The organism is Viridibacillus sp. FSL E2-0187 (assembly GCF_038006425.1).
GTDB lineage: Bacteria > Bacillota > Bacilli > Bacillales_A > Planococcaceae > Viridibacillus > Viridibacillus arvi.
Window position 1 is genome coordinate 1681349 of record NZ_JBBOVG010000001.1, and the last position, 24715, is coordinate 1706063.

At 34.4% G+C, this 24715-nt stretch carries 21 protein-coding genes and 1 pseudogene; 19 read left to right on the forward strand and 3 right to left on the reverse strand.

Features of this window, described 5'->3' with window-relative positions:
- Positions 1-183: 183 nt before the first annotated feature.
- From MHH85_RS08070 to MHH85_RS08130, 13 genes are all read left to right on the forward strand, one after another.
- Positions 184-1527: a sodium-dependent transporter gene (locus MHH85_RS08070; RefSeq protein WP_340706604.1), complete on the forward strand. Its 1344-nt coding sequence runs from the start codon at positions 184-186 to the stop codon at positions 1525-1527.
- Between the two features lie 249 nt (positions 1528-1776).
- The gene (locus tag MHH85_RS08075; RefSeq protein WP_340706605.1) at positions 1777-2355 is read left to right on the forward strand and encodes a biotin transporter BioY; all 579 of its coding nucleotides are present in this window, start codon (positions 1777-1779) and stop codon (positions 2353-2355) included.
- 73 nt (positions 2356-2428) lie between these two features.
- The gene (locus MHH85_RS08080; RefSeq protein ID WP_340706606.1) at positions 2429-3904 is read left to right on the forward strand and encodes an AMP-binding protein; all 1476 of its coding nucleotides are present in this window, start codon (positions 2429-2431) and stop codon (positions 3902-3904) included.
- 4 nt (positions 3905-3908) lie between these two features.
- Complete coding sequence (locus tag MHH85_RS08085; RefSeq protein WP_340706607.1) at positions 3909-5066, forward strand: thiolase family protein; 1158 nt, start codon at positions 3909-3911, stop codon at positions 5064-5066.
- Positions 5067-5068: 2 nt separating this feature from the next.
- Positions 5069-5512, forward strand: coding sequence for an FAS1-like dehydratase domain-containing protein (locus tag MHH85_RS08090; protein ID WP_193739838.1), 444 nt, complete (start codon positions 5069-5071; stop codon positions 5510-5512).
- Positions 5513-5911 carry a MaoC family dehydratase gene (locus tag MHH85_RS08095; protein WP_340706608.1) on the forward strand — a complete coding sequence of 133 codons (399 nt, stop codon included), beginning with the start codon at positions 5513-5515 and terminating at the stop codon, positions 5909-5911.
- A gap of 4 nt (positions 5912-5915) precedes the next feature.
- The gene (locus tag MHH85_RS08100) at positions 5916-6725 is read left to right on the forward strand and encodes an SDR family NAD(P)-dependent oxidoreductase (RefSeq protein ID WP_340706609.1); all 810 of its coding nucleotides are present in this window, start codon (positions 5916-5918) and stop codon (positions 6723-6725) included.
- A 26-nt stretch (positions 6726-6751) separates the two neighbouring features.
- The gene (locus tag MHH85_RS08105; protein WP_340706610.1) at positions 6752-7564 is read left to right on the forward strand and encodes an energy-coupling factor transporter ATPase; all 813 of its coding nucleotides are present in this window, start codon (positions 6752-6754) and stop codon (positions 7562-7564) included.
- Complete coding sequence (locus MHH85_RS08110; protein WP_340706611.1) at positions 7549-8424, forward strand: ATP-binding cassette domain-containing protein; 876 nt, start codon at positions 7549-7551, stop codon at positions 8422-8424. The genes MHH85_RS08105 and MHH85_RS08110 overlap by 16 nt, the downstream gene beginning before the upstream one ends.
- Entirely contained in the window at positions 8424-9230 is an 807-nt protein-coding gene (locus tag MHH85_RS08115; protein WP_340706612.1) for an energy-coupling factor transporter transmembrane component T family protein, read from the forward strand. The genes MHH85_RS08110 and MHH85_RS08115 overlap by 1 nt, the downstream gene beginning before the upstream one ends.
- A gap of 3 nt (positions 9231-9233) precedes the next feature.
- Positions 9234-9545 (forward strand): CHY zinc finger protein, encoded by a 312-nt coding sequence (locus MHH85_RS08120; protein ID WP_340706613.1) that lies wholly within the window; start codon positions 9234-9236, stop codon positions 9543-9545.
- Positions 9546-9975: 430 nt separating this feature from the next.
- Positions 9976-11145, forward strand: a complete 1170-nt coding sequence (locus tag MHH85_RS08125) for an exonuclease SbcCD subunit D (RefSeq protein WP_340706614.1) — start codon at positions 9976-9978, stop codon at positions 11143-11145.
- Entirely contained in the window at positions 11142-14219 is a 3078-nt protein-coding gene (locus MHH85_RS08130; RefSeq protein WP_340706615.1) for an SMC family ATPase, read from the forward strand. Before MHH85_RS08125 ends, MHH85_RS08130 begins: the two co-directional genes overlap by 4 nt.
- 109 nt (positions 14220-14328) lie before the next feature.
- Here MHH85_RS08130 and namA read toward each other — a convergent pair whose 3' ends face one another.
- Positions 14329-15348 (reverse strand): NADPH dehydrogenase NamA, encoded by a 1020-nt coding sequence (namA, locus tag MHH85_RS08135; protein WP_340706616.1) that lies wholly within the window; start codon positions 15346-15348, stop codon positions 14329-14331.
- Positions 15349-16388: 1040 nt separating this feature from the next.
- Here namA and MHH85_RS08140 point away from each other — a divergent pair.
- The 3 genes from MHH85_RS08140 to MHH85_RS08150 all read left to right on the forward strand — a co-directional run bounded on the left by MHH85_RS08140 (position 16389) and on the right by MHH85_RS08150 (position 19219).
- Positions 16389-16940, forward strand: a complete 552-nt coding sequence (locus MHH85_RS08140; RefSeq protein WP_340706617.1) for a sigma-70 family RNA polymerase sigma factor — start codon at positions 16389-16391, stop codon at positions 16938-16940.
- A complete protein-coding gene (locus MHH85_RS08145) occupies positions 16937-18028 on the forward strand; it encodes a DUF4179 domain-containing protein (RefSeq protein WP_340706618.1) in 1092 nt (363 codons plus the stop codon). The genes MHH85_RS08140 and MHH85_RS08145 overlap by 4 nt, the downstream gene beginning before the upstream one ends.
- A gap of 636 nt (positions 18029-18664) precedes the next feature.
- Positions 18665-19219 carry a hypothetical protein gene (locus MHH85_RS08150; RefSeq protein ID WP_340706619.1) on the forward strand — a complete coding sequence of 185 codons (555 nt, stop codon included), beginning with the start codon at positions 18665-18667 and terminating at the stop codon, positions 19217-19219.
- A gap of 187 nt (positions 19220-19406) precedes the next feature.
- On the opposite strand, the pseudogene MHH85_RS08155 reads toward MHH85_RS08150, so the two are convergent.
- Positions 19407-20641: pseudogene (locus tag MHH85_RS08155) on the reverse strand (IS110 family transposase).
- 393 nt (positions 20642-21034) lie between these two features.
- Between MHH85_RS08155 and MHH85_RS08160 the strand changes: the two are divergent.
- Entirely contained in the window at positions 21035-21463 is a 429-nt protein-coding gene (locus MHH85_RS08160; protein ID WP_340706620.1) for a hypothetical protein, read from the forward strand.
- A 321-nt stretch (positions 21464-21784) separates the two neighbouring features.
- Here MHH85_RS08160 and MHH85_RS08165 read toward each other — a convergent pair whose 3' ends face one another.
- On the reverse strand, positions 21785-21982 hold the full coding sequence (locus MHH85_RS08165) for a hypothetical protein (RefSeq protein WP_340706621.1): 198 nt from the start codon (positions 21980-21982) through the stop codon (positions 21785-21787).
- 517 nt (positions 21983-22499) lie between these two features.
- Between MHH85_RS08165 and MHH85_RS08170 the strand changes: the two genes are divergently transcribed.
- Together MHH85_RS08170 and MHH85_RS08175 are read left to right on the forward strand one after the other, a co-directional pair.
- A complete protein-coding gene (locus MHH85_RS08170; protein ID WP_340706622.1) occupies positions 22500-23495 on the forward strand; it encodes a glutaminase in 996 nt (331 codons plus the stop codon).
- Positions 23496-23600: 105 nt separating this feature from the next.
- A complete protein-coding gene (locus tag MHH85_RS08175) occupies positions 23601-24464 on the forward strand; it encodes an alpha/beta fold hydrolase (RefSeq protein WP_340706623.1) in 864 nt (287 codons plus the stop codon).
- Positions 24465-24715: the final 251 nt, after the last annotated feature.

Sequence of the window (24715 nt, forward strand, 5' to 3'; positions counted from 1 at the left end):
CTCCTTCTAAAATATATCGCAAATACTAGTCTACATGAGAAGTATGAATAGTGTCTAACATGTTTTAACAAAGATTAAACTATCTTATAAATTAAGTATTTTCATGATAGAATAGAGAGTGATTATTTATGTCTCTTCAATTGTTAGAATTGTTGAGCTGAGCAGAGTATAGGAGGATTATCTTTGGATTCAAAAAGAGGACAGTGGTCGACGAAAATTGGTTTTATATTATCGTCGGCTGGAGCGGCAATTGGGCTAGGAGCCATTTGGAAGATGCCATATGTAACAGGACAAAGTGGAGGGGGAGCCTTCTTTTTATTATTTGTCGTTTTTACGTTACTTATTGGTTTACCGATGCTAATTTCAGAATTTATCATTGGTCGCGGAACGGGTGCAGAAGCGATCTCAGCATATAAAAAACTAGCACCAAAAAGCGTATGGGTATGGATTGGTCGACTTGGAGTAGCAGGATGTTTCTTATTACTATCTTTTTATAGTGTAGTAGGTGGCTGGATATTAATATATAGTGGTAAGGCTGTTGTCGGAAATGTTATTCAAAGTGGAACTGCGCCAGATCAATTGTTTGGCATGATAACAGGAACACCTTGGATCACATTAGTTGGCTTAGCGCTTTTTACACTGATTAATGTGCTTATCATTTCTCTAGGTGTGCAAAATGGTATTGAAAAAGCAAATAAATATATGATGCCTTTATTATTTGTCTTCTTCTTCATACTTGTTATTCGAGCATTATCACTCGAAGGAGCAATGGAAGGCGTAAAATTTTTCTTAGCGCCAGATTTTTCTAAGATTACAGGTAAAGCCGTGTTATATGCGCTCGGACAGTCGTTCTTCGCTTTAGCGGTTGGTTTTTCTTGTATGGTAACGTATAGTTCATATTTGAAAAAAGATGAGAGTTTACCTAATTCCGCAGGGTCTGTCGTACTAATGAATATTTTCGTATCATTACTTGCAGGCCTAGCGATTTTCCCGGTCGTTTTTGCATTTGGTTTTGAACCAGCAGAAGGACCTGGCTTATTGTTTATGGTGTTGCCTTCAGTATTTAGTCAAATGCCATTTGGTGAACTATTCTTAGCGATTTTCTTATTACTATTTTTATTCGCGACACTTACTTCATCATTTAGTTTATATGAAATTATCGTAGCAGCTTTAGTAGAGAAGTGGCCGAATGCTAGAAGAAATATTGCATTTGCTTTAGGGGTAGTCGTATTTATTGCTTCTATTCCAGCAGCTTTATCATCAAGTAGTTTAAGTGATTTTACAATTTTCAAAAAGAGTATTTTCGATGCGACAGATTATTTAGTTAGTAATATTATGCTACCATTAGGAAACTTACTAATTGCCATTTTCATCATGCATAAAGTAAAAAAATCATTTGTAAAAGATGAGTTTATGCAAGGTGGTAAGTTATCGCCCGTTTATTTTAATACTTGGAAATTCTTAATGACTTGGGTAGTGCCAATTATTATTACTATCGTATTTGTCTATTCTATATTTCAATATTAAGCATATAAAAAAACCTAAGCCAAGGAAATTTGGCTTAGGTTTTTTTATGAAAAATTTTGTGTTAACCTAAAATTAAAAATAGGTTTACAAAAAGAAGTAAAAGTTTTATTATCATAATTGTGTACGATAATCACCATCAAATTGAATTCTCTTGATGTCGTTCACGACTCATCAAAGCGCTTTGAAATTATTCACATAGTCGACGATGTGAGAATTGTACATAAATCTACTATAACGGAGATGAAATGATTGAATACAAAAGATATGGTGATGGCCGCTCTATTTGCTGCTGTAATTGCAGTTCTAGGACTTATTCCACCGATACCTATTTCATTTATACCTGTACCGATTACAGCACAAACATTAGGTATTATGCTTGCAGGAAGCTTTTTAGGGCGTAAAGTAGGCACTTTAAGTGTCTTAGTTTTTCTAGTATTAGTTGCGTTAGGTACTCCACTTTTATCAGGTGGACGAGGAGGTCTTTCAGTTTTTATGGGACCATCAGTTGGTTATTTAATTAGTTGGCCAATCGCAGCTTTCGCTATCGGATATTTAACAGAAAAATTTTGGGACAATATGAAATTGTGGAAATTGATAATAGTAAACTTCGTTGGAGGTGTTCTACTAATTAATATCATTGGAGCACCGGTAATGGCTATTATGACTGACACGTCTATTTGGGCAAGTATTTCAGGAGCGATTGTATTCTTACCTGGAGATTCGATTAAAGCAGTAGTTGCTGCAATGATTGCAGTTCAGTTAAAAGCTGTGAGTCCAATAAAGAAAAAAACTCCTGTATTAACACAAAATATGCAGCATTCCAATTAAAAACATGTAAGAGGAGATAAGAACTTCTCCTCTTATATTTCGAAATATTTAGTTTATATAGCGAGGTAATTCTATGAATATTGTCGATCAAATAAGAGATTATGCAAAAAAAACTCCTGATAAAATAGCTATTCAATATAACGAGATTGCCATTACATATAAAGTCTTTATCAATTGTATCCATCAAGTTGGCAATGGTCTATTAAGTAAAAGCACTGAAAAAAATAATAAAGTAGCAATTTTCATGCGCAATAAAGTGGAATTTCTTGAAGTTTTCCTAGGCGCGATTTCAGCAGGCTACATACCTGTTCCCATGGATCCAAAATGGAGTGATAAGGAGATTAACTATGTATTAAGTATTTGTGAACCAACAATACTTTTTATTGATGAGGAGTTTATGGGAAAGGTAATGAACGTACGTTATCCTGTCATTGTTGTAGGAGGGAATTATATTGAGTGGAGGCAGAGGTATAGTACAAGAAATCCTACCATATTACATCAACCAACGACACTATTCATAGGATTTACATCTGGTACAACAGGTGATCCAAAAGGTTTCGTCCGTTCTCACCATTCGTGGATTGAAAGTTGTTATGCAACAAAAGATGCATTTTTAATGAAACAACAAGACCACGTTATTGCACCGGGACCTCTCGTACATTCTATGTCACTTTTCGCCGCTTTTAATACGCTATTCATAGGGGCTACCTTCCAATTAATTGATAAATTTTCTCCGGTAAAGGTAGTGCAAGTAATGCAAAGAGTTGAAAATACAGTGCTCTATTTAGTGCCAACGATGATAGAAGGACTACTTTCTTATTTAAGAAAAAATACAGTCAACTTTTTTGAACCTAAATCTATTATTTCCTCTGGAGCAAAATGGACTGAGGAGTCTAAATTAGAAGTCTTGAAATTATTTAGCAATAGTGATGTTTTCGAGTTTTACGGATCTTCTGAAGCAAGTTATATTGCGTATTTACCCGCTACTGAACAAATCATTAAACCAAAATCAGTAGGTAAACCTTTTCCAAATGTAAAGATTTCAATTCGTCATGATGATGGAACGGAAGTAGAAACTGGTGAGATAGGTCAATTATTTGTTTCAAGTGATATGATGTTTGATTGCTATTTTAAAAATGAAATAGAGACGGACAAAGTATTGCAAGGAAGTTGGTTAGCACTTGGAGATTATGCTGTAAAGGATCGAGAAGGTTATTTATACATTGTAGGTAGAGCAAAAAATATGATGATAACAGGTGGGCTAAATGTATTTCCAGAGGAAATTGAGGATGTATTACGCTCGTTAGATGAAGTATCTAAAGTTATGGTATATGGTCACCCTGATACGTATTGGGGTGAAAAAATCGTTGCCATCATTCAATGGAAATCGAATAAAGAGCTGTCACATTTACAAATTAAAGAATATTGCAGGAAGCATTTAGCAACTTATAAAATACCGCAACTAATAAAGTCAGTAAAGGATTTTCAATATACGGGTAGCGGGAAAATTGCTAGGGATAAAATGCAAAAACAGATAGTGGAGGTTTGATAATATGGCAGAAGCGTTTATCGTACTAGCTAAACGAAGTCCAATCGGCAAACTTGGCGGTGTCTTAAAAGACATTGAACCGGAGGATTTGTTAGCACAAGTAATTCAAAATATGTTGAGTGAATACAATTTACCAGTTAAAGAAATTGATGATGTCATTATAGGGAATACGATTGGACCTGGCGGTAATATTGCGCGTCTGGCCTTGCTAACCGCAAATCTACCAATAGTAGTCCCTGGAGTGACAGTGGATCGTCAATGTGGCTCTGGATTAGAAGCAATTAATATCGCAGCTCGTCTCATACAAAGTGGTGCGGGTCATATGTACTTAGCTGGAGGAGTAGAGAGTGTAAGTAGAGCACCTTGGCGTATGAAGAAACCTTCATCACTGTATAGTAATAGTGCTCCAGAAATATATATGCGTTCAAAATTTTCTCCAGATACTATTGGAGATCCTGAAATGGGTATTGCAGCTGAAAATGTAGCTGAGAAATACAACATTTCACGTGAAGAAATGGATAGTTATGCATTTGATAGCCATAAAAAGGCGCTTGAAACAGATTTTTCGACAGAGATTGTACCGATAACATATAAATCCAGAAATGAAATCGTTACTGTATTAGAAGATGAATGCCCACGGAGAACAACAAATATTGAAAAGCTTGCAACACTGAAACCGATTTTCAAAGAAGATGGTGTTGTAACTGCAGGCAATGCATGTCCAGTAAATGATGGTGCAGCTGTTGTATTACTGATGTCAGGAGATAAATGTAAGGAACTTGGTTTGCAACCTGTTATGAAATTCGTTGATGCCGTTGCAGCTGGGGTAGATCCGAATTATTTAGGGATAGGTCCAGTTCCCGCTGTTGAGAAATTATTAGTCAGAAATCAATTACATATTAATTCAATTGAACAAATTGAATTTAATGAAGCTTTTGCATCGCAAGTACTGGCCTCATTAAAATGTTTGAACATATCAACAACAAAAGTAAATGCGGGAGGAGGAGCTATTGCATTAGGCCATCCTTATGGTGCATCGGGAGCTATATTAGTTACACGTTTGTTTGCTCAAATGCAGAAAAAAACTATAAAAAAAGCTATTGCTACTTTGGGGATTGGCGGAGGACAAGGTCTCGCAACATTATTTGAAGGGGTGAACTAACCATGTCTTTTAAAGCTGGAATGACTTCGGACTTTTTTTATGTAACTGTTAAGCATCAGGATATTCAAAACTTTGCGAGAAGTATACAAAATAAAAACCCATTACATTTCGATGTGCATAAAGCAAAAAATGCTGGATTTCCTGATCTTCTAGCTCCTCCAACATATCCTATATTATTTTGGCAAATAGCGAAATTAGATTGGCTTGATCAATTGGATGTGCCGTTAATACATGGAGAACAAAAGTTTAACTATTTAAAACCCATTGTCGCAGGTGATACATATATATGCAAAATCTATTTAAAAGAAGTGAAGAAAAAGCAAGGTTCTACAGGGGTTCTTTGGATTTTGAAACATGTACTTGAAGGTTATCAAAATGATGAGTTATCTTTCACATCAGAAACAACTTTGATTTTACGAGAATTTCAAGGAAATGAGGTGGAATAATTGGTTACTTTCACAAGAGGAGATTATGTTTGTGAAAATGAGAGCGTTATTATTTCAGCAAATGATGTAAAGGATTATGCTGAAACTTCAAATGATTTTAATGCGATTCATTTAGATTTTCAAAGTGCAGTAGAAGCAGGCTTTGAAAGGGAAATTGTACACGGAATGCTTGTAATGGGAATAGCAGAAAGTAGATTGTCTGTTGTTTTTCCAACTAGCTTTGTTGTCTCTTATGAAACGAAATTTCTTCACCCTGTATTGGTTGGTGAACTTTTAACTATTTCTTATGTAGTAATAGATGAAGACCTAGATTTTATTACAATTAAAATAGAGGTAACTATAGAAAATGGAAAAATAGCAATTATAGGTGTTATCCAATTTGCAAATGTTGGAGGGTGAGGAATTGCTACTAGAAAAAGTGGTTTTAATAACGGGCTCTACAAGAGGAATTGGTAGAAGTATAGCAATTCAAATGGCTAAAGAAGGTGCTTTAATTGCCGTGAATGGTACTAATGCAAATGATGTTAAAGTCGTAGTAGATGATATCAAAACAAGAGGCGGACAAGCAATTGGTATTTGTGAGAGTGTTGCTTCAATAGTTGGCGCTGAACAAATTGTAAATAAAACTATAAAGAGTTTTGGGAAATTAGATATTCTCATTAATAATGCAGGTATAACGAGAGATCAATTACTTGTGAAAATGTCAGATCAATCTTGGAATGAAGTGCTAGACGTCCATTTAACAGGCACTTTTGCGTGTACAAGGGCAGCTGTTCAACATTTGAAAAGTCGGGGTGAAGGGGGATGTATTATTAATTTGACATCAACTGCGGGCTTAATGGGAACAGTTGGACAAGTAAATTATAGTGCTGCAAAAGCGGGTATTGTAGGAATCACATATACATTAGCAGAAGAATTAAAACGTTATGACATTCGAGTTAATGCAATAGCACCAGCCGCTTTGACAGATATGACAAAACCGGTCATTGAACGTATTCTAACAAGGTGCAAGGAAGAAAATAAAGAGTTCCCGGATTATTGGAAAGTAGGTTCACCGGAAGATGTAGCAAATTTAGCTACTTTATTAGCTAATAATAGCAGTACTGTAACTGGTAAAGTTTTTTCGGTCAATGGTTCAAAAATCGGTATTTGGGAAAAGCCCTCACATAAAGAACTTTCAATAGAGGAATTAAAAAATATAGTTAGTTATTAGAGATTAATAAAAAGAGGGTGTATGATTTGCTAAGTTTTGATAATGTGTCATTTACATATGGACAGCATTTAGTATTGAAAAATATTTCACTACAAATTAATAAGGGTGAATTTCTAGCGATCGTAGGTCCAAATGGCTCTGGAAAATCGACTCTATCAAAATTGGCGAATGGTCTTATCCAACCTCATCTAGGTCAAGTTTTGGTAGATGGTGTAATGACACAAAATCAAGGAAGTTTAAGAGAGATTAGACGGCTTGTTGGTTTGATTTTTCAAAATCCAGATGATCAATTTATTACAACGACAGTTTTTGATGAAGTTATTTTTGGTTTAGAGAATATTGGGGTAGACCCAGACAATATGAAATCAATTGCTGAAGATGCATTAAAGAAGGTTGATATGCTTTCGTATAAAGGAGTGGAACCTCATAAACTTTCCGGAGGCCAAAAACAACGTGTGGCTATAGCTGCAATATTAGCAATGAAGCCAAAATATATCGTATTTGATGAATCAACAGCTATGCTTGATCCAGAAGGCAGGCAGAATATTATTACACTTATGCAACAACTACATACAAAAGGAATTACTATCATTCACATTACTCATCATATGGAAGAAGTACTAGCTGCAACAAGGGTACTTGTTTTAAAAGATGGTCTTATTGTGGCGGATGGGACCCCTGCATCTATTTTTAATAATAATAGTGTTATTGAAAGTAATGAATTGGAAGTACCGCTTGCTCTGAAATTAAAACAACGCTTACGTTCAACGGGCATTAAAGTACCTGAACAGCTAATGACTTTGGAAGGGGTTGTTGATTATTTATGGACATCAAATTAGAAAGAGCCTCTTATATTTATCCGAACTCTTCTATTAATAGTCACGAAAGCTTGCGAAATATTAATGTATCAATTGAAACTGGTAAATGGATATCCGTTATAGGTCATACTGGTTCGGGGAAATCTACATTAATGAAGTTATTAAAAGGCTTAATAGCTCCAACTACTGGTCATTTATTGATTAATGGAAGAGTAAATGAGCTTTCGAAAAAAGGCAAAGCTCAAATTATTCACGATATCGGTTTGGTATTTCAGTATCCTGAACATCAATTATTTGAAACAACTGTCTTAAAAGACTTAGTATTTGGCCCAAAAAATCAAGGTATTGAAATGAAAGAAGTCAATCAGAGAGCGGAGCAGATGATAAAACTAGTAGGCTTATCCGAAGAGTACTTTCAAAAGGCCCCTTTACAATTAAGTGGGGGAGAAAAAAGACGTGTGGCTATAGCTACTGTACTTATGATGAATCCTGAGGTTCTTATTTTAGATGAGCCCACTGCTGGACTAGATCCAGTTGGAAGTAAACTTATTTTACAATTAATACATGATTGGTATAAAGCTGTGGGTGGACACCGTACAGTTATATTCGTGACACACGAGATGAATGAAGTTGCTGAGTATTCAGATGAAGTACTCGTGATGAACAATGGAGAGATAGCTTTCCAAGAAAGTCCGCTTTCACTTTTTCTGAACCATGATTATGAATTAAAGGAATTCGGTTTAGATACTCCAGATACCGTGAAACTATTGCAACTAATTGAGCAACGTTTCGGTGATTTTATTAAAGTAGAGTCTTTACAGGAAGAAGTTGTTCTTAGGGATGTAATAGCTTATTTTCAGAAACAAGGGGCTGAAGTTTAGTGATTGAAAATGTATTGATTGGACAGTTTATTGATGCATCTTCTATTTTCCATCGTCTAGATCCACGCTCGAAACTAATAAGTTTAGTTTGTATCATTATTGCATTCTTATTAATAGATAATATATCAGGATATGTACTAGCTAGTTTTTTAGTAGTTGGCTGTATTACTTTATCGCAAATTCCATTCCGCTTTTTTCTAAAGGGTTTAAAGCCAATTCTAATTATTCTAGCATTTACGGTTTTCTATCATATTTTGTTTACTAAAGGAGAGAACTTACTGTTTCAGTATGGTATTTTATCTATATATAAAGAGAGCATTATTGATGGATTTAGCATAGTGTTGCGGATTTTTTTACTAGTATTAATCACATCTTTGTTAACCTTGACAACGAAGCCACTGGACTTAGCTCATGGATTTGAAATACTTTGCAAACCATTGAAACGATTGCGTTTTCCAGTCGAGCAATTTTCATTAATGTTAGCTATAACATTACGTTTCATACCAACAATAGTAATGGAGTTGGATAAAATCATAGAAGCGCAAAAAGCAAGAGGTGTTAATTTCGAAGATAAATCATTTGTGAAAAAGGTATTTAGTTATATTCCTATCATTGTCCCTCTTTTATTTACTTCAATTCAAAGAGCGGAAAATTTGGCAAATGCTATCGACGCTAGAGCTTATGGTAATGGAAGTGGACGTACACGTTATAAAGTATTACATTTTGAGAACCGAGATTATCTAGTGATTTTTGCAAGTCTTTTATTTGTTGGTATTTTTTTTATGTTAAGAATGGTCGGAGGTTAGAAAATGAAGGTTTATGGATTAGTTGTTGATGATAAAACGCGTTGTTTGCATTATCATACGGACAAGGATATAGTCGCATTGAAATTTAAATGTTGTAATAAATACTATCCTTGTTTTGAATGTCATGCAGCATGTGAACTTCATGAACCAGAAGTTTGGGCAAAGGATGAATCAGATGAGCTAGCCGCACTATGTGGTATTTGTAAAAAAGAACATACGATTACAGAGTATGTTGGGACAAATCATTGTTTACAATGTGGATCTAGATTTAACGAGCGGTGTGAAGCTCATTATCATTTATATTTTGATGTTTAGAAGTAGTAACGAAAGAGTATTTGAGTTGAAAACCAATAGGAGCGTCGTTTAGTCGAAATCCGGCATAAGCGAGCGCTCTTTTGTTTTTTGTAGTCCCTAATTTTACGCAAATGATAATAAAGTATCCTTTGAAAACGCATTACTAATAAATTTTTAAAACGAAAGGAATATTTGATTTATACTTGCATTTACATTCAATCATGGTTTTCCCTCCAAAAAACTCTAAAATTCAGTATCACCAAAATGCCTATAATCTCTTAGAAAATTTTCTAATTGAAAAGTATTGAATTCGTTAAAATAGGAACATTCGTTCTTTTGAGTGTGTTTGTGATAAAATGTATTTACAGTGTATTCTGTGTGCTATTTTTCAATCACAACTACATCAATTGAATGTTAAAATAGATAATATGATTTAAAAGGAGGAATTTTCATGAAAATATTTCACACAGCTGATTGGCATTTAGGGAAGCTTGTACAAGGGGTATATATGACTGAGGATCAAGCTTATATTTTACAACAATTTTTGGCTGATATAGACCAAGAGAAGCCAGATGTCATTATTGTTGCCGGTGATTTATACGACAGAGCTGTACCTCCGACAGAAGCCGTTCGATTATTAGATGATATTTTCGCAGAGATTGTGTTAAAAAGACATATACCACTCATTAGCATTGCAGGAAATCATGACAGTCCAGGTCGTTTACATTTCGGTAGTCAGTTAATGAAGGAAAGCGGTTTACATATAGTAGGAAATCTTGAAGACAAGCTATCACCAGTCGTTCTAAATGACGAGTTTGGAGAGGTACATTTTCACCTAATACCATATGCGGACCCTTCTCAAGTTAGATATGTGTTTGATGATGATTCCATTAAAACACACCAATCTGCAATGAAACGTATAACAGATGAATTGAAAAAGAAGATGGATCCAGAGAAAAGACATATTTTTGTTGGACATGCATTTGTAACTTCCCACGGTCAAGAAGAGGAGAATACAAGTGAATCTGAGAGACCGTTAGCGATCGGTGGTACAGAATGTATAGATGCAGCGCTATTTGAACCATTTCATTACACAGCTCTTGGACATTTACACCAAGCGCATTTCGTATTAAATGAAACAATTCGCTATGCAGGCTCACCTTTAAAGTATTCGATTTCTGAAGAGTATCATAAAAAGGGCTATTTAATCGTGGATTTAGCAGAAGATGGACAAGTAACAATCGAGAAGAAATTATTGCAACCGCGGAGAGATATGCGAACTGTTGAGGATACAATTGATAATTTACTTAAATCAGAAGTAAGTGAAGATTATATTTACGTTAAATTACTTGATGATACACCAATTATTTCACCCATGGAGAAAATTCGTACAGTCTTTCCGAATGCCATGCATGTGGAGCGTAAAATGATTCATCAAAAAATAGACGGCACTGAGCAACTAACGACATCTCGTCAAAAGATGGACGATTTAACGCTCTTTGAAGCGTTTTACAAGGAAATAGTAGGGGCAGAAGTAGAAGATGCAACAAAACAGCTATTCCAAGAAGTGTTACAAGAAGGATTAGCGAAAGAACGTGAAGTAGGGAGCGATGTGAAATGAAGCCAATTCAACTGAAAATGACCGCATTTGGGCCATATAAAAAGACAGAAACAATTGATTTTCGTGAATTAGGCGACCATCGCTTATTTGTTATTTCTGGTGCTACGGGAGCTGGCAAAACAACTATTTTCGATGGTATTAGTTTTGCGTTGTACGGTAGTGCGAGTGGTGAGGATCGTGCAGATATAAAAGAAATTCGCAGTGATTTTGCTGACGATGATACTCACACATCTGCTGAACTCATTTTTGAAATTCATAATCGTCAATATCGTGTACTTCGTCAATTAGCTCATAGAAAAAATGGCAATAAAACTGCAACAGGTGAAACATTTGAACTTGTTGAGATTCTACCTACAGGAGAAAAACCAGTCGTTGAATCACAAAAAGTTGGAGAAATTAATAAAAAAATTGAAGATATTATCGGATTATCAAAGGATCAATTTAAACAAATTGTCATGTTGCCTCAAGGGGAGTTTCGTAAATTATTAACTTCTGAAACAGAAAACAAAGAAGCGATATTACGTAAAATCTTCAAGACCGAATCTTATCGACATATTGCAGATCAACTTAAAGTGAAAAAAGAAGAAGCTGACAAACAATTACAGCAGGCTATAGCAGTCCGTAACTTACACACAAGTAAAATTGCAAGCACGCTTCCTAAAAGAGAATCTGCTCTTTTTGATTTACTAGAAACAAACCAATTTAATATGTATCAACTAGTAGATGCTTTAAAAATTGAAGTCGACTACTATGATAAGCAAATTACGGAAGATGAAGCTAATTATAAAGCGGTCGGCAAACAACTTGAAGACAAGCAACGTCAACAATTTGAAGCAGTTACTTTAAATCAAAAAATAGAGGCATTTAAAGAAAAGGAGCAAAAACTTCTTTCTTTAAGACAGCAAGAGCCTCTGTTCCTAGAAAAAGAACGTGAGTTAGCTGCTGCTGAAAAAGCTAGTCACATTATTCCAATAGAGCAATATTACCGTGTAGCGAAGCAGAAGGTTTTACAAAAAGAAGCTACATCTGAAGAAGCCAAAAAATCAGAACAAAAAATGAAACTTCAATTAGAAGAAGTAACTGCTCAATTTGTAGTCCAACAACAAAAAGAAACTGAGCGTAACGACAGTTTAAAAAGGGTCATGCATTTACAATCTTTAGAACCTATATTTAAAGATTTAGAAAAGCAAAATCAAATAAAAAATCAATTACAGCAAGAGGTTCAGCAATTGCAAGCAGTCTTTACTGCACAAAGTCAACAACATAAAGAGCGAATGCTCGCACTCCAAGCATTAGAAGAACAATCAGCAACTTTAGAAGAGACAATACAACCTCTAGATGACAAAATTGATCAATTAGCTCAATTAAAAGACCGAGCATCAGCTTTTCACCAATGGTCTACACAACAAAAAAAGGTGCAGGAATTACAAGGTCAAGTCAATTCAAAAGAAAAAATATATATAGAAGCGCAGCAAAAAGCGAAGGCTGAACAAGATAAATGGGTTGCAAGCCAAGCGAGTATTCTTGCATCACAGTTAGTAGACGGTGCACCGTGTCCGGTATGTGGCAGCACGGAACATGTGGCTAAGCATGAAGAAACAGTGGAAGTCATTGATGAGCAACAATTAGAGCTAATTCGCAAATATGCATCAAATTTAGAACAACAATACTTCGTGACTAATGGACAACTGCAGGCTGAAATGCAAGCATTTAATGCACTAGAGCAAAACCTTAAAGAACTTAGCGTTACAGTGGAAGAAGGGCCAACATTAACTAATCAATATCAAGACTTATTCGCTAATGTTCAGCAATTAAAGAAAGAAAAAGAGCTTTGGAACCAACTAAAAGAGAAAACGAAATCTCAAAAACAAGCTGTAGATGAATTCCAGCTACAACTTCAACAACTGGAAAAGACTTATCAAACTCAACTGCAGGCACTGAATAATGCAACGGCAATATATGATGAAAAACGTAAATCCATTCCTCAAGACATTACGTCGTTAGATCATCTATATCAGTTAACGAACGAAGCTATACAACAAAGAACTCAATTAGAGGAAAGATGGACACTTGTTCAAAAGCGTATGCAACAAGCTAACGAACAAAATACAACAGCACAAGCGAATTTACAACATGCGATAACGGATTTAGCGGAATCTCGTAAATTGCTTGAACAAGCGCAAGAAGACTTTAAAAAAGCTGTTGAGAATGCAGGCTTTGAAAAAGGAAAAGATTACTTAGCAGCTAGAAGAGATGGGTCACAGTGTCAAAAACTAAAAGAAGAATGTCAGCAATATAAAAACACAATACATGCATTATCGACACAAATTGATGAAGAAAAAGAACAAGTTGCAGGTAAAGAATTAGTGGATCTTACTTTATTAACTGAGGCAGTAAATCAGTTGAAACAAGCCTATGAAATGGCATTCGAACAATGGAATAATTCAAAAAAATATCGTCAGAATACACACCAACTGATTATTGATTTATCGGAAGTAACCAAAAATATAGCTGAACTTGAAGCCTCTTGTGGCCGAATTATTGGCCTTTATGATTTACTACGAGGTCAAAATCATATGAAAATCTCATTTGAGCGTTTTGTTCAAATCGAGTATTTGGAGCAAATTATTCATGCTGCAAATGAACGTCTTAAACCACTATCGAACGGGCAATTCAATTTGATTCGTAGTGATCGTCAAGAAGCAAGAGGGAAGCAAAGTGGATTAGGTTTAGATGTCTATGACGCATACACGGGGCAAACTCGTGATGTCAAAACGTTATCCGGTGGAGAAAAGTTCAATGCCTCATTATGTTTAGCACTTGGTATGTCAGACGTGATTCAAAGTTTCCAAGGGAATATCAGAATTGATACGATGTTCATAGACGAAGGTTTCGGTACGTTAGATGAGGAATCTTTGACTAAAGCAATCGATACACTGATTGATCTTCAGAAGTCCGGTCGTATGATTGGTGTTATCTCCCATGTTGCAGAACTAAAAGCAGCAATGCCAGCTATTTTAGAAGTCACGAAATCACGAGAAGGACATAGCCATACAACATTTCATGTAAAGTAAGAGATTGGAATAGATCGAAAATGTAGAAGCTATATAAAAAAAACCTACATGATGATTAGAGTAGTTTCACTCAATCATCATGTAGGTTTATTTATTTTCAAGTTAGACCTTATTTCCAACCACGTTTATATGAATCGTTTATAGCTTCAATATCTACGCCCAATTCTTTTGCAGCTTGGTAAGCCCAATATGGATTACGAAGTAATTCTCTAGCCATGAAGACTAGGTCTGCTCTGTTATTTTGTAGAATTTCTTCAGCCTGTACTGGGGAAGTAATGAGACCAACTGCTCCTGTTGGAATTGGTGTTTCATGCTTGATCATCTCAGCAAATGGTACTTGATATCCTGGGAATACTGGAATTCTTGCATGCACAACTGCGCCAGAACTAACATCCACTAAATCGACACCTTGCTCTTTCATCCATTTTGTCATCGTAATATAATCGACAGGTTCCATTCCACCTTCTGCATAATCTTTCGCAGAGATTCGGACAAATAGAGGACCGTCAAATACTTCTTTCACTGCATCAATTACTTCACGTAAAAAACGATAGCGGTTTTCTACTGAGCCCCCGTATTCATCTGTACGTTTATTTGACAGTGGGGATAAAAATTCATTGATTAAATAACCATGTGCACTATGCAGTTCAATTACATCAAAGCCAGCTTCTTTTGATCGGATTGCGGCTTTTTTGAATGCATCTACCGTATTTTTTATATCATTGGTTGTCATTTCAATCGGTGTTTTGTAATTTTCACTAAAGGCAATAGCAGAAGGTGAGTAAATATCGCTTTCAAGCTCAGCTTTACGTCCTGCATGTGCTAATTGGATACCTGTTTTGGAACCTGCACCATGCATTAATCGATTCAGTTCAGTAAGACCAGCAGTATGCTCGTCACTCCAAATGCCAAGATCTTGAGGTGAAATACGACCTTCTGGCTGAACAGCAGTTGCTTCTACAATGATCAATCCGACTTGACCAACCGCTCTTGTTGCATAGTGAATTTTATGGAAGTCTTGAACAAGACCGTCCTTATTATGACATTCATACATACACATAGGAGACATAACAATGCGATTTTTTAGCGTTAAATTCCCTATTTTATAATTTTCAAATAATTTTGTCATGAATGAAATCACTCCAATTCTCTTGTTGCCTATATTATAGCAAAATAGTAGGGATTGGTTTATTAAAAAGACTTAGGTACACCTGGATTTTTATTTGTAATATTATTATTTTCTCAGTAAGAGGGAAGGAATGATGAAATTCCACCTAACCTTTCTTTATTTTCAAAAACTGAACTTTATAATAGATAGAGAAAGTGTTATTAACAAAACTACAATCACAATTTCAGGTGTTGACCTTAGCAAAATTAGATATGTAAGTAAATCACGATAAAGATTGTGAAAAAATGTACTTAAACTAATGGAGCAGGTTAGTTCAATAAGGTGTTTGTTATATCATTTAACAATAGAAATAGATGGACGAAGAAAAAGAAGTAATACAGTTTAATATTAGTTTCGGTGAACCGTATCATAAGTAAGTGCGATTTCTCTGTAAAAAAACAATAAGCCTATTTAAGATAAAGCTGTCTAGAATAGGCTGTATTTCCATGTTACAAGCAAGAGAGTTTTTTATATGGTGAATAGACTAGCAATGTATTCAAATTTCTTTTGTTAGAAGGTTTTTTGACATAATGTGGTGAAATTATTGCGCTCGGTCGCAATTGATTGTTTGAAGGCTGATCATAAAGCTGCTTCCTCAGCGGCGGCGACTTAACGTAGGAACGTACAATATAAAATGCTGAGAGGTTTTCTTTAGAAATTCAAATTTTGAAATAACATAAAAAAGTGGTGAAATCTCGAAAGGATTTCCTGCTTTTTATTATGGAATTTTTATGTGAAGACCTTAAAGAATAAACGATAAACTATAACAGGTTAAATCAATTAAGATTTGGTCTGTTTTTATTTATACCTACCACTTTTGTAATAAGATTGAATTAATGAAAAGAAACTTATTAATAAATAGAATCTAGTATGTTTGATATGGCGTACTATTTTTTTAGAAAATATTTCATAAGGTTTTTAATAATTATGAGAATTAATTTAATTTTGAGCGATGTTTTAAGTATAGGGGCTCTTATGGTTTAAGAAAGGGTGTTTGTATGATGATAACTAATGAAAACTTTATAAAGTATCTTAAGAAAAAGCGAGAAGAAGCACTTCAATATGTAATCGACGAGTATGTCGGTATCGTAAAAGCAGTTATATATAATGCTTTAAAATCTTACAATGATCCTCAAATGATAGAAGAATGTATAAGTGATACATTTTTAGGAGCTTTCGAAAATGCTAAGCAATTTGAGGGAGATAAAGAGGATTTTAGAAAATGGATTTGCACAATAGCAAAATTTAAAGCAATTAGTAAGCAAAGGAAGTTATCTAAAGCACCATTTTTTTATGAAATAGACGAAAAAAGTGAGGCGGTAAAATCAGCTGAAGAAGAATTTTTGATAAAGACCTCTACAGAAGAATTATTAAAAATGATGAGCCAATTAGACCAATTAGACCGTAATATTTTTACGATGAAATACTTTTTAAATATGAAAAATGAGGAAATTGCTGAGCATCACGGTTTGACAAAGGCTGCTATTGATAACCGATTGTATCGTGGAAAAAAACGGTTACAACAGATTCGTTTGGGGGGAAGTGTGACATGAAAAAGTTATATAAACAATTTAATCACTTAAAAATTGACATGAATATGGATCCGATGGAAGTGAGTACTCTTGAAAAAGAGAGAATTAAAAGAAATGTTATGAAAGTAAAAAAGAAAAAGCATTTAACAAGAAATTTTGTGGCTGCAGCTGCATTTTTAGTTACGTCAAGTATTTCAATCGGCTACGCATTCCCTACTTTTGCTGCAAACATACCGGTTGTCGGGAATATATTCGGGTTATTCGTTGATGACGAGAAGTATGTTTTCGAAAAGCATGATGAATATTCTACTAGTATTGGAACGACTCAAGAAAGTAATGATGTTGAAGTAACTGTAACAGATGCTGTTTACGACGGAGAAAATATTACGATAGCTTACACAATAAAGAGTGAAAAAAGATTAGGGGAAAGGCCTATCTTAGAGGGTGAAATAACTGCTGATGAATTTGAAAATAGATATGAACATAGTGGATTCGATAATCATTATATTGTCAAAAAAATAAATGACAAAGAGTATGCTGTATTATATATTTACGAACTCATTAAAGGACCAAAGCCAGAGAAAGTACAAATTACTTTCCAAGGCAATAAGATTGTTGATTTAAATAATGTAAATAATGAAATAACAGGAGACTGGTCATTTGAATTCACTTTAGAAAAGCTTGCAAGTGAAACTAAAGTATTTGAAAAAGGTAGTATAAAAACGGAAGCTGAAGGTACAGAAGTAATCATTAGAGAATTAACAGAAACACCTATATCTACAACACTTAAAATTTCAGAATTAGTAGATATGGCATTTATAACTAAAGAGGAAGAAGCGTGGCGTGGCGTATTAATTGAGTACAAGGTATCCGATAATTTAGGAAATGAGTATAATATTGTTCAGTATAGAGGTACAGGACATAGTACAGATTTCAATGACCTAAGTGTAAGTCATGCACGCATTACTACAAATCGTTTTGATGAAAAAGCAACTTCGATAATGATTACTCCTGTAGTAGGTATTTACAAAATGAAGGACAGTGAAGGTGCACTAGAACTCATTAAAGAACCATATAAAATTGAACCCATCATAGTACCTATAAAGTAATACCATAAAAATGAAGGCAGAAATCGAGTGGGATTTCTGCCTTTTAATATATTTATCAAGATGGTTTTTTAATTTTCATTATATAATTAAAAGTCAACGTTTTTACGACGTTGATCCATATTAGTTAATATTTTTTGACTGTCTGTATTGGCCATATTTGTATATAGAGAAGTCGTTTTAATATCATTATGACCAAGTTGGTCACGAAGCAGTATATTAACTTGATATTTGCAATTGAAGATAATGCGCCTAAACTCATGTATATCAAGGGTTTAGATGCTTTTTGTTTATTTGTAATGACACTGAACGTGTTATTAACAAAACTACAATCACAATTTTAGGTGTTGACCTTAGCAAAATTAGGTATGTAAGTAAATCACGATAAAGATTGTGAAAAAATGCACTTAAACTAACGGGCAGTTTAGTTGAAGAAGGAACTTTCCATTCATTAAAGAAATTTTTCTTGCTTCCGATAATGATGCGTTATGTAAACCTGACATGTATGGAATATACACCTATATTTATGACAAATCACTTCTTTCAAATGATAGGAATTTTATATATCTATTATTTATAATTTACGTTATGGTACAATATGTTAATTAATTACAATGCTTTCTAAAAGGAGGATATATAATGAAAGCAACGAAACTCGTATCATTAGCAATACCTATTCTATTATTAGTAGGTTGTGCGGTAGAAAATAAAGAGTCTACTCCTAAGACTGAGCAGTTAAGCAAATCAACAATGAAAACAGTAATATCACAGAAACAGTATCCCTATTATATTTGTGAACAATTAGTAGAGTTTCAATACATGAAGGATTTATTCATAGTAAACTCGATGAAAGCTATGGAAGACAAAGAAAAAGAAAAAGATATTTTAAAAACAGCAAACAAGATGGATAAGATTTTAGACAATATGGAATATATAAAAGTTCCTGATAAATACAAAGACATTCACAAAGACATACAAGTAGGGATAACAGATGCAAGAAAAGCAACAAAGCTTATTAAAGACACTAGTAAAGAGGATAAACCGAATATGCAAGAAGCTGTACTAAAAAGTACTCCACATTTATCAGGTGTAGATGGAGAAAATTGGAAAATTGCACTTTATGAGTTAAGTAAGGAAAACAAAGATGCTTATGGTAAAGCACTTGATAAATTAATGAAAGAACATGCGGAATAATATAGTACCATACAACAATTATAAGGGAGTTATGCGTAAAATTAGTTCTTCAACTAAACCAGCTAATAAAATGTCAAGTAAATCATTTTAAATCGAAAAACACTTCATGTTATACTAAAAATGTTCTACACAAATAACCCTCCGAATTTGATTTGGAAGGTTTTTGTTTTGTTTGAAAATGCTGTTTTTATATAGTTTCTTGGAACGGTGTTTTTGTCTTTAAAATCGCATAAATCCAGTGTAAAAGCTTATTAGCGCAAGCAATAATAGCTACTTTATACGGCTTGCCTTCTTCGAGTTTTAAATCGTAGAAGGCTCGTAATCGTTTATTTCGTGCAATGGTTTCATCTGTTGTTTTCTTTTTGCGACTATCTCGAATTGAACAACGAACGGCTGTATAAAGCATGTGGCGAAGTCTAGCTGAGCCGCGTTTGGTAATGTGATTTTTCGTGCCTTTAAAGCGACCTGATTCAAACACACTGGGATCTAGTCCGGCAAAGGCTACTAACTTTTTTGGATGATTAAACCGGTCAATTTCCCCAATTTCTGAAAGTATCGTAGCTGCGATCTTTTCACCTACACCAGGAAGTGACTGGATTAATTCATATTCTTCGAGTTGTGCCGCCAACTGATTAATCTCACGCTCTAACGTAGAAAGTTGTTGGCGGTACGCTTGAAGTAAATCAATATACATATTCAGACTAACCAGAAGGCTTTGATAAAGTGTTGACTGAAATGGGTTTCGTTCTGCCGCTGCAATTAATCGCTCAGCTCTTTCGTATGCCCAATTCGACGATCGCGCCTTACAATGCTTATTAATAAATTGTGCAATCTCTTCTACACCTATATCTAGTACTGATTCAGATGTAGGGAAGGACTGTAAAGTCCTTAATGAAATCTCCGCATATAAATCGCCAAAAACTCCTTTATACTCAGGGAATACTTGATCTAATACAGCTTGAAATTGCAGCTTTGTTTGAACCATAATCCCCGTCATGTTCTCGTGTTGCCTTGTTAGATGCCGAAGGTTTAAAAGTTGAATACCACACTTTTTTTGAGGCTCTAAATCCTCTTTGTAATACAGTTCACCTAAGTGATAGGCATCAATGGCATCTGTTTTAGTTTTTCGTAAGTTAGAGCTTTTTGCTCGATAAGAAACCAGTGAATTTACAATTATGACAATGTACTCTCTTGCCTCTAAAAACTGTACAACTGGGCATGATAATGACCAGGTGATTCCAAAACAACCGGTGGTTTTAATCCTGTTTGACGTTCTAAATCTAGTAAATAAGAGTGTAACTCTTCAAGTCCTTCCAGCGTATGTTCAATCTTCACACTGTTTTTATAGGGTAGTTTTTTATCCAAGAACATTTGAACCTGACTTTCACCTTTTGCGACATCCAGACCGACTACTGGATTCATTGATTATCTCCTCCTCATATTGTGCGTTGACCGGTAACCTCTATCTAACTTGTTATTCATATCTTCGCTTGTTATACGAGATCGTAATGTCCCAACCAGCCTAATCATGTGTTAACAAGTAGAGGGCGAACTGTTTAGTTGTCGGGATCAAGTCCCACGGGGGCTTCCGTTCTACCCCGGCTACTATCAATCTATAAATTGAATAAAAAATAGTCAACCAGATTTCTCTGGTTGACCTAATAATACGAACGGGTGCTATAGTGGTAGATTGTTGTACTGTTTAGACAGTTCTTTTTTCTTACGCAACTAAAGAGGCGGTATAGTTGAACAAGAAATTTGTTACCTCAAGTGTCGAAGAATCATCTCACGTATCAACACCAAAGGGGAGTTCATATGAAATTTAGAAAGACCTTATTTGTGTCATTGGTAATGATTTTATTTGTTATTTCAGGGTGTTCTAATGGAAAAGTAGACACAGAAAAATATATAGAAGTTCAAAAACGTATTGGTGATGAAAATAAATATGAAGACTTCAAAAAAATTTCTAATAATAAACAAGTTCAAAAGGTGAGAGATATTGTATCAAATAGGGATGATTGGAAAAACGGCGAAGTAGATATGGAACGTCCTGCTGATTATAATTTTGCGTTTCAATTTAAAAGTGACAAAATGTCAGCAAAAACAATATTATATGAAATTTGGCTAAGTCCAAATAAAGATAAAATAGAAGTTGGAAGACTTGTTGATCATGTTCAACTAAACGAGGAAGATTCTACTGATTTATTTGGAATATTAACAGGAGAAAAGCTTTCCGATTTGTGATTGGATAATACGGATCCTTATTCAACTAACGGGGTGCTTTACTTTAAGATCATTGAGTTGCATATGCAGCTCTTTTTTCTTTATTGAACTAACGGGGCAGGTTAGTTGAATAAGAATTTATAGTAAAATATTACATAATAGAAGTTGGGAGGTATTTTATGGAATCACTCATTTATGCTTTGTTTGGATTTTTAGTTTGTATGTGTATTTGTTCGATACTTAATATACTGCTTAAGACGACTCAAAAACGAGATTGGCTTATCAATTATCACGTTCTTTGTAAAGTAATGAACAAACCAAATAAATTTTAAATAGAAATATTTAAAAATTGATGAAGAAACTTCCGAGTGAAACAGCAATAAAAATTATGGCAAATACTAAACTATTCCACAGGCCTAGCATAATAAAAGGAGAAGTACTTTTATCTCCGTCTTTCTTAAGACCTGTGAATGTTCGCCAGGTTATTATTAGCTGCCAAATACCTATTAATAAAAAAATGAATCCAAATAAATATCTCATATAATTACCTCCTTTATATAAAAATATCACGTTTGGAAAGTGTTATCAATAAAATTGTAATATAATGAAAAAATGTTTTATATTGTAAATTGTGGAGTCGGTTTAGGTTTAGCAACAATAGTAGTACCACTATTAAATTTATCGACTGCAACTTTTTTGGATGAAGACTAACAGATGTTTATTAAGCTAACGGGTGCTTTAGTAGAAAAACTTTGAGCTGTTTAGACAGCTCTTTTTTTATTAAACTAACGGGGCAGGTTAATTCAATAAGAATATTATTTAGAGGTTGAACAATAGCTTTAAATAGTGAAAAACTGGAGAATAAATTAGCCCCATTATTATATGAAAAAGAAGCATTCTATTGTCTTCAACTACTATTTGGATAAGTCGAATTTATACCTTCCCTTTATAAAGTAAATGTAGTTAGATTTCTTGTTTTTTTTGTGATATATATGTATGTAGTTACTAGGCCATTTAAGCCAATATTGTGCACTAGATACAGAAAGGAAGAAAAGATATGGAAGTTGTACAGCAAGGTACACAAATTAGATTTGATAACCATGAACATTTCCACAAAATACAAGCATGGGTACAAGATAGCAGACCTTATGCGAACTTAGGGAAATGTGCTAACTACATACCAGCTTTAGAAAGAGCAAATCCTTCACAGTTAGGTATTTGTATCATTGGTTCAGATGGTACGATGGTAAAGACAGGTGATTTTGATACCGCTTTTACCTTACAAAGTATATCGAAGGTAATTGGCTTTATAGCTGCATGTATAGATTATGGTATTTCTTATGTGTTAGAAAAGGTGGACGTCGAACCAACCGGGGATGCTTTTAACTCGATTATTCGTCTAGAAGTTCATAAACCTGGAAGGCCTTTCAATCCGATGATAAATGCTGGAGCAATAACTGTTGCATCATTATTAGGTGGAAGAAATCCTGTCGAAAAAGTGGAATCTATATGCCTGTTAATAGAAAGAATCGTAGGAAGACATCCAATAATTAATGAAGAAGTGTTTTACTCTGAGTGGCAAACGGCTCATCGAAATCGTGCTTTAGCTTATTATCTAAAAGAGATGGGGTTCTTAGACTGTTCTGTAGAAGAAGCTATAGAGGTATACTTAAAGCAATGTTCAATTGAAGTAACTACAGAAGATGTAGCCATGATTGGCTTAGTCCTTGCAAATGACGGATATCATCCTATCCGTAAGGAGCAAATCTTCTCTAGGGAAGTAGCTAGGTTAACAAAAGCGTTAATGGTGACATGTGGTATGTACAATTCTTCAGGTAAATTTGCTGCATCTGTGGGTATTCCTGCAAAAAGTGGAGTATCGGGAGGTATATTGGCAGCAATTCCTCCGCGAGGTAGAACTGATGATTCCCCATTTATGGATGGCTGTGGAATAGGGATTTATGGTCCTGCCATTGACGAATTTGGTAATAGTGTTGCAGGTGTTATGCTGTTAAAGCAAATATCTAGAGAATGGGATTTCAATATTTTTTAAATGTGATGTGCTATCACAACACTGGAATAACAGCTTTATTAGAAATTACATGCCCTTATATAATTAAATTAGAGAATATAAAAAATGGGTAGGGGGCTAATTATATTGAGGAAAACATACGGTGAATATGCGATTAATAACTTTTCTATTGAATATTCGATTGTAGGGATAGGAGAACCAGTAATCGTTTTTCATGGTGGACATTCGAACTGTCAAGAAGATTTTGGATATAAAGCATTATTAGAGAACGGCTTCTCAATTATCACACCTTCAAGAGCAGGGTACGGAAAAACATCTAAAGAAATAGGAGATACCCTTTCTAAAGCTTGTGACTACTACGCAAAGCTATTACAGCATTTAAATATTGAAAAAGTTCACGTATTGGCTATATCAGCTGGTGGACCAACAGGGATTATTTTCGCCAAAAAATTTCCCTACCTTACACGTTCCCTTACTTTGCAATCTGCAGTTACTAAAGAATGGCTCAAGCCAAAGGATCGAACATACAAGGCAGCGTCATTCTTATTCAATTCTAAAACTGAAAAGTATACTTGGGGTATGATTTCAGCGATGAGTAATCGTTTCCCTCACTTCACCTTCAAACAAATGTTTTCTTCTTTTAGCACTCTAAAATACAAAGATGCAAAAGACAAAATTAATGAAAATGACATTGCATTAACTGCTCAAATGAATAATCGTCAACGCTCAGGTCATGGATTTATAATTGATTTATCACAAACAAAGGAACTAACCGTTAAAGATTTAAAAACTATAAAGTGCCCTACCTTAATTATGCATAGTAATTTTGATAGTTCGGTTGCTATAGAGCACGCCAAGTTAGCTCACGAAAACATACTACATTCAAAACTATGTCTATTGGATACTTGGGGACACTTAATTTGGCTTGGTAACTTATCCAATGATACTGATGATTTCGTCTTAAAATTTTTAAAAGATAATATCTCTTGATTAAGTAATTCTAATGCCCTTTATATTGGTTTAAATGTATTAAAGAAGTAGATTAGTTAAAAATTAATTATGCCGAGCCGTGTTTATTGGTTGTTGGGGTGGAATTTTATTTGTAAGGTTGTGAAAGAATGTACTTAAACTAACGAGAGCTTTACTTGAAAATCATTGAGTTGCATATGCAACTTTTTTTCTTTATTGAACTAACGGGGCAGATTAGTTATAAAAGGAGATTAAAAAAAGTTCAACAATTA